Annotated in this window: 8 protein-coding genes; 5 read left to right on the forward strand and 3 right to left on the reverse strand. The window is 58.5% G+C overall.

The genetic code is table 11. The features are described 5' to 3' along the window. Nucleotides 1–2 precede the first annotated feature (2 nt). Together SADO_RS06360 and SADO_RS06365 are read right to left on the reverse strand one after the other, a co-directional pair. Nucleotides 3–2,564, reverse strand: a complete 2,562-nt coding sequence (locus tag SADO_RS06360; protein ID WP_353110217.1) for a hypothetical protein — start codon at nt 2,562–2,564, stop codon at nt 3–5. Then, the gene (locus tag SADO_RS06365; RefSeq protein ID WP_353110218.1) at nt 2,557–3,108 is read right to left on the reverse strand and encodes a hypothetical protein; all 552 of its coding nucleotides are present in this window, start codon (nt 3,106–3,108) and stop codon (nt 2,557–2,559) included. Before SADO_RS06365 ends, SADO_RS06360 begins: the two co-directional genes overlap by 8 nt. A 1,514-nt stretch (nt 3,109–4,622) precedes the next feature. Between SADO_RS06365 and SADO_RS06370 the strand changes: the two genes are divergently transcribed. Continuing rightward, on the forward strand, nt 4,623–5,366 hold the full coding sequence (locus tag SADO_RS06370) for a hypothetical protein (RefSeq protein ID WP_353110220.1): 744 nt from the start codon (nt 4,623–4,625) through the stop codon (nt 5,364–5,366). Nucleotides 5,367–6,011: 645 nt separating this feature from the next. Here the strand turns inward: SADO_RS06370 and SADO_RS06375 are convergent. Continuing rightward, nucleotides 6,012–6,257, reverse strand: a complete 246-nt coding sequence (locus tag SADO_RS06375) for a hypothetical protein (protein WP_353110221.1) — start codon at nt 6,255–6,257, stop codon at nt 6,012–6,014. A gap of 307 nt (nt 6,258–6,564) precedes the next feature. Here SADO_RS06375 and SADO_RS06380 point away from each other — a divergent pair, with 307 nt between their 5' ends. Genes SADO_RS06380 through SADO_RS06395 form a run of 4 tightly spaced genes read left to right on the forward strand, consistent with a single transcriptional unit; the run spans nt 6,565 to nt 13,424 of the window. Then, on the forward strand, nt 6,565–8,295 hold the full coding sequence (locus tag SADO_RS06380; RefSeq protein WP_353110223.1) for a hypothetical protein: 1,731 nt from the start codon (nt 6,565–6,567) through the stop codon (nt 8,293–8,295). Next, entirely contained in the window at nt 8,292–9,062 is a 771-nt protein-coding gene (locus SADO_RS06385; protein ID WP_353110224.1) for an OmpA/MotB family protein, read from the forward strand. The genes SADO_RS06380 and SADO_RS06385 overlap by 4 nt, the downstream gene beginning before the upstream one ends. Further along, the gene (locus tag SADO_RS06390; protein ID WP_353110226.1) at nt 9,059–10,507 is read left to right on the forward strand and encodes an EH signature domain-containing protein; all 1,449 of its coding nucleotides are present in this window, start codon (nt 9,059–9,061) and stop codon (nt 10,505–10,507) included. Before SADO_RS06385 ends, SADO_RS06390 begins: the two co-directional genes overlap by 4 nt. Next, nucleotides 10,500–13,424 (forward strand): DEAD/DEAH box helicase, encoded by a 2,925-nt coding sequence (locus SADO_RS06395; RefSeq protein WP_353110228.1) that lies wholly within the window; start codon nt 10,500–10,502, stop codon nt 13,422–13,424. The genes SADO_RS06390 and SADO_RS06395 overlap by 8 nt, the downstream gene beginning before the upstream one ends. Nucleotides 13,425–13,510 lie beyond the last annotated feature (86 nt).

Below are 13,510 nucleotides of genomic sequence, written 5' to 3' on the forward strand. Positions count from 1 at the left end.
GGTCAACCTACCCGACGCGGTATGACCCGCCAGCCCAGGGCACGCAGCTTCTCGTCGACCGCCTTCGCCATCGACTGCAAAACGGGCCGAATAGGCATTGTGGCCGTAGGCGCCGCCACATCGCGCCCGTGAACCTGATGCCCCATCCACGCGTCGATCTCGTACTGAAAAAATCCCTTGTCGTTTAGGAATGTGCGTAGAGCCGACCGAAAACCGTTTCGCTGCATCTGGGTGTAGGTCAGCAAGTCGCGCGGCCGAAGGGTGTACCCACCGGCTGTCGCGGATCCGCCCGTCGAGTCGTCGAGCGCACAGATACCCGGCTCGCGAGCACGCATGAACGTGCGCGCCTGCGCACGTGCTTTTGGCAACCGCGTCGGCGGGGCGTGCCAACAGCGCCACCCCGGATTCGAGGACATCGCCGCCCAACGCTGCTGTAGCTGGCGCAGCGCTTCGACCTGATCCAGCAATAACCGCGGCATCACCAGTGCGCGCGCCATAGAAAAATCATCAGAATCTTTATCTGAACACACGATTGGCTGACGCGAACCGGCATACAGACGCGCCTCCAGCATCGGTAAGCCATGCGGCCGACACCCGGTGGCCGCGAGGAACATCGCGCCGGTGTATTGCACCAGCCGATCATGGGCGCTGCGCCACAACAAGGGCTGATCCAGATCAGCAGAAGCATCAAGCGCGGTGTTCACATAAAAGTCAGCCGCTAGCCTTTGGGTTTCCTGCAATGGGACTCGACGGCTACCGATCGCCGGATCGATAGGCGGCCGACTCGCATCGCCGATACGGTCGGCAGCACGCTCGGGTAGTAGGCCTGCGAGCGTTTCTTCCAATGGTCGCAGCGCCTCGGCATGTGCCCTGCGGTAGGATTCGGACGTGACCGCGGTATAGGCGATTGCGTTCTGGACCACGATCGACGAGCGCCCTGTGAGCCATTTAGCGTGAGTCACCGCGTCTGCAGTGCCCGTGATGAGCCGCCGCCACAGGAAGTGCTCCAGGGCGCCGGCCTGGGCCAAACCGCCTATATCCCTGCACGTCTCAGCTAATGCGTCAGTCCACCATGTGCGCCACACGCGCCGATCCAATTTCAACCACGGAAAGATGGAAGCCCCCTCTGGGGGGGCAGCATTAGACGAGGACAGGACAGCCCCCAGGCACCTCGGCATCGAAACACATGCGAAATCGGCCGTCGGCGATTGCCGGTCAGCGAGTCCATGCGGAGCGGCGGGCATTTCGACACGCGAACACCGCAGCCCGATCCACCCTCCCCCAATATCCACGGTGATCGGCCGCTCCCTTATCGGCTCATGCCAATCAAGGGCGATTCTGGTCCGCACGACCTCGCCGAATGATCGCCCGGTCATCAGTATCATGACGGTGACTGCCAGCAGCCGGCACTCACGCCTAGAGGCTCGGTCTCCGCTCTCTATCCTGCGATGCAGGCGGGCGATCGTGATCGCTGCCTGCGCCTCGGTCAGATGTCCCACGCCAGGCGCCAGACCGAGCCGATTCGCGCGCGCTATGGCTTGTTGTTGCCACCGACAATTGAAATTTATATCGCTGCGTCGATACGCGCCGGTACGGTAAGCCCCGCCCTGACTGAGGGCATAGCCGGCGTGCGTTCGTCCGTCATACGGCGCATCGATATCGATATCCGATGGCCGCTCTGGCGGGTAAAAAACCCGACAACCGCGTGAGCCGGTGCCTCCAGCGCCGCCCGGCCCCACCCACGAAACAACGGGTTGCGGCGGCCGAGCCTCAATATCGCTATCATCAGATTGCGCATTGATATCACCGCCGTCGCTACCGCCGCGCCGGCCGGAACCCGAGCGCTCGACCAGTTCGCGCTGGTCGCGGGCGTATGCGATGGCCTGACAGAGATTCTCGATATGGCCGGCCGCCCGCTTTCGCAGATCGCCCTGCAATCGCCGCCTGGAATCCCTCAACCGCTGGCTCGCATCGCCTAGTTCCGCGACCATGGCAGGTAGAACGGCCGTCGCATTCTGAACATCGGCGCGCGCGTAGAACCGCAGCGATACCAGCCAGCGCACATCATGGGAACCGGCACGCAGCTCCATTCGAAATTTAGCGACAGCTGCCACGATCTGAGCCTGCAGAAGCGCAAATCGCCGTTTTTCCAGAACCTTGTCGCCCTGATGCACCGCCGCGGCGAGCGGATAGTCGCCCATTTCACCGTACAGGCGGTCGAGGTTTGCGACCAGATCCGGGCCGAGGTCTGCGTACTCGGGCTGCTGGCTTATCGCCTCGACCGCGATTTTCCAGGCGCGCGCTATCGCCGGGAATTCATCTACCCGGGCCCATGCCTCAGCCGTCAGAATCTGTGGCCATCGATCCACGATGGCGATCAAATGTCGGATCGTGATCGGTAGATCCCGCGCACTCGGATTCATCGGAAATAGTTCAAAGAAAAGATCCACCTGCGTCCGAGACAGCGCCATATCGCTGCGTACTGATGCGTAGCTTCGAGAGAGGAGCTCGGCTCGCGTTGGGTCGGGATGACCCTCGAATCCCCTATCTCCCGCGTCACTCATCCCCAGCCTCCGGGCCGAGTGATTGCGGCCGTTTAGGCCCGCCACGCCGGCGCGGCGCGAGTCCTGACGGGCGAATTCCCAACGCGCGCTCCCATGCCGAAATCGAACCCAGAGAGCTGAGGTGCGCCACGCGCTGGATGTAATAGCCGATACAGCCGCTGAGCTGCCTGCGCGTGGGCAACGGCTCGAAAATCAGCCATCCAGCGAGTTCGTGCTCGAGGGCCGCCTCGATCGGCCCCGTATCCACCAGGGCTGGGACGCACTCGCCGCGTAGATAGCGCCGCGCGAGGCACCAAGATCTGATGTTGCCGGTCACGACGTACGGCGGTCCCACGCGCCGCCCCGTAGCCTCGACCAGGGGTGGATGCGCTTGCAGATACCGACGGACACGCCGGCGTATATGCTCCGACCGCTCGAGATGCTGACCATGAATAGCCAGCGCAGCCTCGGCATGGCCGCGGGCCCGGTACTCGGGATGCAGATCGACGATATCGGCGACCGCCACGATGAGTAGCGTCGGAGTTTTGGAATTGTCTGCGCACATTGAGAGAAACTCTTTTGTTGAACCTCGTCTCTCTAAAGCGGTGGCGCGACAACCGATTTGCCCCCAATCACGAACTTTTTTGCAAATAATTTTCCTGCGCGGCAGATGAGCGTGCGTAACCCGACCCGCGACCCGGCGCGATGACACACTCGTCAGGCCATCAGTAAATACCCTCGGACCCCGATCGGCCCCTGGGCGCGAGCGCCGTCGCTGCCCATTGATCGCCCCGAGGACAAACCAAAGAAACTGATCCGCGTGTAGCGGGATTTCGAGAAAAAGCGAGGCAGGGGAATCTACGGGGTTTGGCATGGCGAAGACCATGTTGGTGGCTCTCACCCCATGAAAGCGCTCGCAGAGGAGTGTTTCGGCCCGGATTCACCCGAATTTTCTACGACAATGGTCGTATGCCCGATAAGGCGACCCTATAAAACGCCGCTTTCCCCTTATTTACTAAGCCTTACGAGCGTTCGGCGAACCCGTCACCGGATGCGCATGTCGTACAGGCGGCGCCGAAAATCGCCACCCTGTCCTCGCGCCAAACGGCACGACGGGCTCTGCACAGGCCGCAAACGCGCGTGCGCCGTCGCCGGCTGCCATGTGCGTTCGCACCACAAAACCTGATCTGCGTATTCCATAGATCACTGCTGCGCGCGGCGGGCCGTCCGCCCGCACGCGGGCCGCGGTCCTATGTTCGACGATTTTTCAATAGCGGACGCGGTTGGGTTATCATCGCTGCTAGGCAGCGGACACTTCGGCTGGAGAACAAACATGCTCGAGACTTTCAACAACATCGCAATTCCAACCGTGATCGTTGTCAACGTCATCGCGCTTGCCTGGGCCGTGTACAAGATCACGCACTGACCTAGAGCGGAAACCCGGCCGGTGCGGCCCAATTTCCGTGCCTCTCGTTCATGCACAGGTTCGGACTCTGGGGACCGTCTCAATAATCTAGCGCGGCGTTCGCGGTGCGTGGCTAACGGGGATGTATCCTGACAAGGCCTCCTTCGCCGGCGGTACGAGTTGGCTGTCACACCAAGCGACATTCACCCGGTCTCGTTCGCAGCCTCAAGTGCGAGGGAGTGTTTGAGCCGTTCGACAGCAGGACAAGGGGCGCTCCGCCACGGAACAATCCGGGGCCCGATTCTTTTACACGCCTAAATCCACCCATCCTGCCCGCCGTTCTTATTCGGGTAAGGTCGCAGCTCTTCGATTGACGCTTTACACTTTTGACATCAGTCGGAATTGGTGGACACTAATCGTGTGAGTCGTTCAGACAGGGCTAGGTCGTGGATTCCAAAAGTCGAGAAGATCGGATAGATACACTGGCGACCTGGCTCGCGGCCAACATGAGAACGCTAGACCGTCAGCATCAAACTGAACTCGGTCAGTTCCTAATCTCTCTCACGACGAAGTATCTGGACGCATCGACCCGGCCGGGCGAGCCCAGTGCTCGTATGAACGAGCCGAGTCCCGGCGCAACCACGCACGCGACCCAGCCTCGGCCCCAGGCGCACATGGGCACGCACCCGGCTCGCAACACGCAGGCGGTCAGCTCCCACGCCCGAAAGCGCTCTTCACACGCGTTCCGCGGCACATCGGATCGCGAATCAGAACAAGTCGAGCTGAGCGCGCCACTGCGACAGTTTTTCTCCATTCGTGACAACGGACTGCAGCAAAACTATCCCGACGCTTCGGCCGCGGGAACGACGCTCTCAGCACAGGCGCTACGGGTACGCATCGATGCAGCAATCGCGAGAATGCTTGCATGGGCACACTCGCAATCCGAGACAGACACGCGCCTGCAGCGGGGCGCGCCGGATGACGACCCGGACGATATCCTGTCACATGGGCAGGCACTTGAGATGCTGTATCAACGGGCGAGCGTGCCTGCGAAAGAGGAGACTGCCGGGGAGGAGATGCTCAGCGGGCAGATGATGGGCGATTATCTGGGTACGTCGCGCCAAACGATCAACACGCGATATCTGCAGGGTACGATCATCGGCCTGTCTCGTGAGGTCGGCGGTCGCGTGTATCCGAAAACCCAGTTCCACGAGGATGGAACGCCTCGCGGGCCTGTCTGGCTTGAAGGCCTGAACGCCGTAGTCAACGTGCACGGCAATAGCTGGGCCGCGTGGATCTGGCTCAACACTCCGAAGGACGAACTGAACGGCGAATCCGCCCTGGATCGATTGCGTTCCGGCAACGTCCAAGTCGTTAAGGCAGCCCTGGGGCGTGAACAGGACGGCGCCTTTAGCTAATGCCCATTTCGGATGCGCGTGCTGCGCAAACTTGTGACCGCCTGCACTTGCGCGCGCCCGACGTACTCGTACCAGGCAACTTTTAGACTCGGCCGAACACTTGCCGCGCCCGCGATAACAACCGTTTATCGGACGTTACTTTTTCTTTAGTTACTTAGGCTTACAGACATACGGCAGGCGCGTCACTGGACGCACGAGAACACAACCCCATCTGCGTATCTCGCAGATGCGACGCCGAAAGCGCCACCCTCTCCCCGCCCCAAACAACACAACCAGATCTGCACAGGCCGCAGACGCGCGTGCGCCGTGGCCGGCGGACGTGCGCTTTCGCACAACACAACCGAACCTGCGCATTCCACAGGTCACGAGCGCCCATCTAACTCGCTCAGTCGCTAGCCAGAACACAACCGTGTCTGCTGCCGGTACAGATCACCGGAGTTAATTGATCGACAGTTCCTGCTGGCGCAACACAGTCCGCCCTGCTTGATTGACCGAAAACTCGCGAAGATAACGGGCGTCTTCGCGCTGATCGACGGGACGACACGGGCTCTCTATCGCCGCGCTCGCAGACTGCAATCTGCCGAGCGTTTCAGCGGTCGGCGAAATCCGTGCTTCGCGACGCCGGCGTAACGCGGCTAAAGCTGATCAATCAAAAGATGTAAGTGCCGGAAAGCGAACGTCTCGACGGGAGTGATTGTAAACGCAGACGTTGGCGTCGCAGGTCTGCTGGATCGCCACGATTTGGGCATCACGCTGTGGTCGAGCGGAGCGGCGACCTGGATCAGCTTGTCTGAGCTTGGCGTTGTAGCACGCCAACGATGCGATCGATAACACCTTGCAGATCGGCCGGACACCGTGCACGTCGTGGTGAGGATCGATGAAATCGGTCATCACTGGGCGGTCGACACTGATAACGAATAACCGAGCCAAAGTTATGGATCGATAGCTGATTAACTCAACTCATCGACAAGACACGGCGCGGGCTTGGGTAAGCATCGCGCTCCAAGCGGAACTGAAACAGCGCGATCAGCCGCCGGCAAATCAATTAACGCGGCCTCTAGTGTAGCCCCTAGTTTTCCCGTTACTCTATCCAGTCGGGTCGCCAAGCGACTAAACGAAAACAATTAAGAGCAGAAAGCGCGAAGACCAAGAGTTTTGAGCGCCCTCACTGCTGCGCTGTCCGGGGGGACGCACCAGCATGGATCATGAAAGTCTGCAGGCAGCAGCGAAAGTCATCACGTCGCCTACAACATCATTTATTGTTGTTGGCGGAATATTCGCCTGGGCGATCATCGCTTGGATCATCTTTCGGGCGCGAATGCGTCCTGTTATACGCGGGGTGAAATCCGCGCTGGCGACGCTTGGAACGTCTGAGCCCAATGAAGCGTCATTTGCTGAACATTACGACAACATCGGCGAACAACTCGCCAACAACCGGATCGTGTCTCACGCATGGAATGAGTTCCGCGAGATCCTGCTCCCAGACGGATGGTCTGATCCGCCAAAGGTAAGGAACGCCCAGAGTCCCGGCGAGTATTTCTATCGCAGCAGCGTCGTAGGCGGACGGGTCAATCTGCGCTTCTACAACTCACTGCCTAACCTGTTTACGGGTCTCGGTATTCTGGGCACCTTCATCGGCCTTGTCGCGGGCATTTACCTTGCCGGCAATGGACTGGGCTCGGACGACCCCGAGCTGGTACAAGCCGCATTACGGGAGTTGCTGGGCGGTGCATCGCTCGCCTTCATGACGTCGATCGCGGGCCTAGTCTCATCGATCGGCTTCAATGTCGCCGAAAAACGCCGTCTACATGCACTGGACCGTCTGACAGGCCAGTTCGTAGCTGCGCTTGACACCCGGCTAGCGAGAGTAACCGTCGAAGGGCTGGCCAGCGAACAGCTTGAGCAATCGAAACAGCAAACGCTTACTTTTAAACAGTTTTCCAGCGAGCTGGCTTTCCAGATCGCCGACGAGCTGGGCAAGAAGTTCACCAGCGATCTGGGCCCGACACTGGAGAAACTGATTGGCGCTGTGGAGGATATGCGCGACCAGCGCAAGGACGACACCACCGAGTTGCTTGAAAAAATGCTGGGTGAGTTCCAGCAGTCACTATCCGGTTCGGCCGGCAAAGAACTGGAAGCCCTGGGTACAACGCTCGACCGTTTGAACGACAAGCTCGGCGACCAGATTTCCACCATGACGACCCAGCAGGATCAGATGCGGGCTGAAGGCTCTCGTACGCTTGCGCAGTTGCGGGATACGCTCGGCGAAAGCACCAAAGAGTTCCATGCCGAGATGACCCGGACGTTGAGCAACCTCAACGACACGCTCGGGGCGGCCGTGAAAGATGTCGCCCAAGAGCTAAGATCTGCGGGCCAGGACGCGGGCACTCGGTTAACTGAGATGGCCACGCGGCTGAAGGTCACCATAGAGAGCATCAACGAAACGATTCAATCGTCTGCTGCGGCAGCTGAACAGCATCGTCAGATCGCTGAGAGCAATCGCGAAACGATCGCCGAAATGTCCGAAGCGGCGCAGCACTTCGGACGTCTGGCCGAGCCCGTGGCGGAATCGGCCAAGGCGATTGACGCAAGCTCGGCTTCAATGAGCAACGCAGCCGACCAAGTCAATTCTGCACAACAGAATATCCACCAGTCGGTCGAGCGCATCGAATCCATCCAAGCCCAGCTGGCCCAGGACTGGCGAGGTTATGAGGAACGTTTTTCGAGTGTCGACGACAGTCTGGCCAAGGTCTTCACGGAACTAGAATCCGGCCTCGCGCAGTACACGGCAACCGTGAACGGCTTTGTCGGCGGGCTCGATTCGCACACTTCCCAGATCACTCAGAATCTTGCAGGTTCGGTTCAGGAACTCAATGAGACATTGGAGGAACTGCAGGACACGCTCGCTGATAAGCGACGCCGGGCATGAGATACCTCGAAGAGGACATGCTCGAAGATGAAGGCGCCGGCTATCTCGTGTCGGTCAGCGATATCATGGCTGGCTTATTGTTCGTATTCATCATCACGCTTATGGCATTCGTGATTCAGTTCAACGAAGCCAAGCAGGAGCAGCAGCAACAGGTCGACCAGCTGACCAACAACGACGAAATCAGAGCCGATCTCCTTCAGCTAATTCAAAGTGAGCTCGACAAGAGCGGGATAACAGTCACGATCAACGCCGACTCGGGTGTGCTGCTACTCGGCGAGGACACCGTGCCGTTTGAGACAGGCCAGCAGACGCCCGAAATCGCGGGCATCGAGAACCTGAAGTTGATCTCTGAAAAGCTGGCCACGATTATTCCCTGCTACGCGCAAGCGCAACCGGCCAAACTCGAATGCGCGCCTGAGAAACGGGGCAAGCTGGAGTCTATATTCATCGAAGGCCATACGGATGACAATCCGATCATAGGCCGGCCCCACTACTCTAACTGGAATCTATCCTCTGACCGTGCGATCACGAGCTTTCAAGTGATACGCGATGAAGAGCCCGATCTCGTGACTCTCGAAAACACTCGAAGCCAACCGCTCTTCAGCGTTTCGGGCTATGCAGCACAGCGCCCGCGTATCGATCGACCAGATCTCAGCCCTTCGGACGGCAAACAGAGACGTATCGAGATGCGTTTCATAATGACGCCACCTGATGGGGCGGTGGAAGTAGAGCCCAAACGAGACCTGCAGGACGGAGAGCTGCCGTGACCCAGCCTGCGTTAAAACGGGCGCTAGGCGAGAGATCATGGCCGACGACGCTGAGCTCTCCCAAAGAGCCGAGTGAACTCTCGCGGGCAGCAAAACACATAGAACGTCTGCTTGGGCAGGTCGTGCCGAAACAGCCGACACAGTACGACCTCCTCGAGACCTACGCTGCGCTCAGCAATGCTAAAGAATCTCGCAGCCGAATGGACGACCTGCCCCGGCGACACATGCGTCGAGGGCCCTGGGTTCTCTTCAGGTCCATGAAAGAGACACAGGAACCACTGGCGCACGACGGCCACCTGCTGACCAGCTACTACGCTGCACTATCCAGCCACGGCAGCGACCGCACTATCGGAACCTTGGCACACGTCTATCTCCGAGATTACCCAACGCAAGCGTTTGCACGGCAAACTACTCAGAGTTTCCTTGCACAAGAGCTCAGACAACGAGATTCACCGCGGATCATCAGATTCCGGCAGCGTTGCGAGCATTATTCGCTCCTCGAACAAGAGGGCGCGAAAAGATTTGCCAGCCTGCTTAATAGCGTCAACGACTGCGGCGCTCTGCTCTCCGACGCGGGGCTGGAAGGTGAACTCGCAGAACAAGGATTTATCGTGGATGCCGCCGAACAGTGGCTGCCTGTAATCAGCCGCCAACTGGAAGATCGCGACAACGATAGCTCGCTAGGCGGGGACTTGGTGCAACGCAGCCTGCAATTCTACCAGGCGCGCGACGGGGACAAGTCGCTTCGATTCCCCGATCTGAGAATCGAACTGGCGAATGCGCTGCTGCTGCCGTTTCGCCAGATCACGCCTTCAGCATCCATTCGCGAGCCCATCCAGCGCTTCCTGATGGACATTCTTGGCGATCCTAGGCTGGCGCGAGGTCAATGGCATGGCGTTGACCCCGAAGCAAGGGAGGTATTGCTTCGTTGGCTCGTGAATACCACGCTCAAGGATTTCTTCCGAATCGTGAGTCTCGCCAGCAAACGCGATGCAAACGCCGACCGAATGTGGCCGTATCGAGACGCCTTCTGGAGCGCCTATCTCAACAAGAAAGTCATCGATAACGCATGGGTGGTGCTTGGGTCTGAAATCCGGCAATCGGCACAGTCCGCACTGAGCCAACTCGACAAGAGCGCCTATGGGGCCCTGTCGTCCGGTAGCGGTTCGCAGCCAAGCCACGCGGTACTAATTCTTCAGATCGGGGAGCTGATTATCACTGAGTGGAGCCATAGCGGGAAATATCGCGCCTGGCATGTCGACGACACTCAGGGCCCGAAGTTCTATCGTCCGCGTTACCGTCGAGATCAGCTGATCCAAAATCCGCTATTCGAGGGCAGCCATCATCATGCAGAAGGCGGCTCGTGGCAACGCGCCCTGGCCCGAGAAATTCACAACCGAACCGGTATTCAAGTCACTGAGAAGGAGTTCATGCCCCGTGGCTAGTACGCTCGAATGGACCGCGAACGCATCCGGCATTGTTTTCGAGATGAAGAGCGATCAGGGCGCGCTACCTATTTCTCACTGGGCTCGCACGGCGGCAATTGATAAGAATAGGCAGCCACTTAACCTCGCACCGTTGACGCGGGCGATCGAGCGCACCCTGCTCGATGCAGGGGACCAGAGTTCACTGACGGTTTCAAACGTCGAGATCGAGGCGTTGAGCGAACGTCAGCTTTCTCAGATCGGCCTTCCGTCTGCGGCCCCTCTCCGGTTGCGATTAGGCGGCGAAGGCACGGTGACGTCGTCTCAGTTTCGGCTGAAACATCAGTTGGTACGTTCCAACGGTACGCCGGTCATGGGCGGGGCCCGTAATGGGGTATTGCTCAGTGCCGGCGGCAAGCAGATGACCCTGCTTTACCCTCTTTACTCTCTTCTGAGTGGAATCGAGGCTTTCAATGCGGCAGCAGGGGCGGACAACGCCGAATCGCGTCTGCTTCGCTGGGCCGAGCTCAAAGAGCTGCTACCAGAAAGCGCCCAGATCGATGATCACTTGAAGACCGTTAATATCGTTCGCGCCGACGCTTTTACCCTGGATACCGATACGACCGGACGCATTGCGCCTGTGCTGCGTCATCGGATTCCACCCGAGCAAGATGCCGAAGGTGACGGGTCCGATGCAATCGGGGTCGATGAACTATCAAGCTTCGAAGATGCGTTGCCACCGAACCCGCACAAGAGCTTCGCACAACGTTTCGAGCAATCCGGCAAAGTCACTTCGCGCTATACCGCTGAAGGTCATTGGTTCATTGTTCTGCCGCCGATAGTCGAGCGCGGACTGGAAGTCGTAAAACGCTATCAGACCGCCTCGACAGAGGAGCGCCTGGCTTTCCTCGCAAATCCCAAGCGCGCACTCGTGAGTGCCTTGGAAGATGATTTTGATAGCGAGGCGATCGACTCCCTCTTCGAGGAGACGCCTACATTCCTGAGTCAACGGGTCCAGTGCCTCGGCCATTGGCACCCAAAGTCCTTCTCCTACAGCCTGCCTAGTGCAAGCCAATGGTTCCCAGAGGAGAGTGCCGGCGCATTTCTTATTGAACTGGGCGACAGGCTTATACCAATTGCAGGTAGCGAAGCGACGTTGGTACTCAAGCAGATGAAAGACGCGCTCACCGATGGCGAGCAGGAGATCACACACGGCGGACAGACAATTCCCGTATCGGAGGAAACCATCGATCGTTTCGAGTCCGCTGTTGCTGCACACACCACCCAGCAGCCAGCTGGCCCGAGCATCGAGGAACCGCCTCCCAATCGGGAACAAAATGACCCCCGAGACGATTCTGATCTAAAGCCCGTTATCGACGACAATCTTGAATCGTTAGGATTTTCACATCGTCCTCACGCGGCCCGCGGCAAGGCCGGCGGCTTGCCGGCCGTCCTCAAGACAACCAGGCTGTATCCGCATCAGAAAGACGGATTGCGATGGCTTCAGGACCATTGGGCACTAGGCTCCAACGGCGCTCTGCTCGCCGACGACATGGGTTTGGGCAAGACACTTCAGACACTGGCTTTCTTGGCTTGGGTTCAGGAACAGAATGCTCACCGGCGAGACGCCGGACCATTCCTTATCATCGCGCCGACGGGCCTATTAAAGAACTGGGAAGCAGAAGAGATCACGCATCTGGCACGACCGGGGCTTGGTGAACTGCTTCCAGCTTATGGCAAGGGTCTGAAGCAGCTTGCTGGCATGACCTCCAAAGAACGGCGTGAGCGCATGTCTTCAGCCGATTGGGTGATGACAACCTACGAGACGTTGCGCGACAAGATTCAGTATTTCATGGACATAGCCTGGAGCGTGGTTGCTTACGACGAGATCCAGAAGATAAAGAATCCAACATCGCTTATCCACGACATGGCCAAGGCCGTGCATGGCGATTTCTTTCTGGCGCTGACCGGTACTCCCGTCGAGAATCGCGTTTCCGACATCTGGTCGATAATCGACACCATCGCTCCAGGCCAGCTAGGCAGTCTCAAGGATTTTCAATCAACCTACGAGCCAGGCAGCAAGTCCGATAGCATCGACCAGAGCGGCCCGCTTTCGACACTTCGACAGAATCTGTTGGAAGACAATCCGCCGCCGAGAATTCTAAGGCGCATGAAAGCAGATCACTTACGCGGGTTACCAGAAAAGGTCATCCATCGATTGCAGCAACTCATGCCAATCGAACAGGCTAATGCCTACGACCAAGTGCTAGGCACCCTTCGTGGTACCGAGCCAGCACCCGGCCGCGTTTTAAAGGCCTTGCAGCAACTGCGACGCATTAGTCTTAGTCATCACGATCTATCGGCCGATGGCCTTACCGATACGACAGTCCATCAATCAGCACGAGTGAAAGCTCTTATCGGAGAGCTGGACCAAATCGCTGCTAGAGGTGAAAAGGCGCTTATATTCATCGAATATCGAGTTTTTCAGGACCATTTGATCGCCTATCTCCAAAACCGTTACGAGATGTCGATTCCTCCGCGGCGCATCAATGGGCAGACTACCGCACAGAGACGACAAAAGATCGTCACAGACTTCCAGAATGGGCCGGATGGCGAATTCGACGTTCTTGTCCTTTCGCCGAAAGCTGCTGGCGTTGGCCTCACTCTCACCGCTGCAAATCATGTGTTTCATCTATCACGATGGTGGAACCCTGCGGTCGAGGACCAATGCACTGACCGCGTATTTCGGATTGGCCAGAATCGGCCGGTGCACGTCTATTACCCTATTGCCGTACACGCCAACTATCCGGAAAGCAGCTTCGATATCAATTTAGACCAACTGCTTGAACGAAAAAGAGGCCTGAGCAGCGACCTGCTTACACCTGCCGACTCAAGCGCCGGTGAACTCGATGACTTGTTGAACAGCAGTCTTTCCTGATCGCGCCGAGATAATTTGAATGCAACTCCGGATGACCGAAGCCTTCGTCGCCAGCCTGCAAAAGCTAGACCGCCAGTATCAGAAAG

The organism is Salinisphaera dokdonensis CL-ES53 (assembly GCF_040361215.1).
Classification (GTDB): Bacteria; Pseudomonadota; Gammaproteobacteria; order Nevskiales; family Salinisphaeraceae; genus Salinisphaera; species Salinisphaera dokdonensis.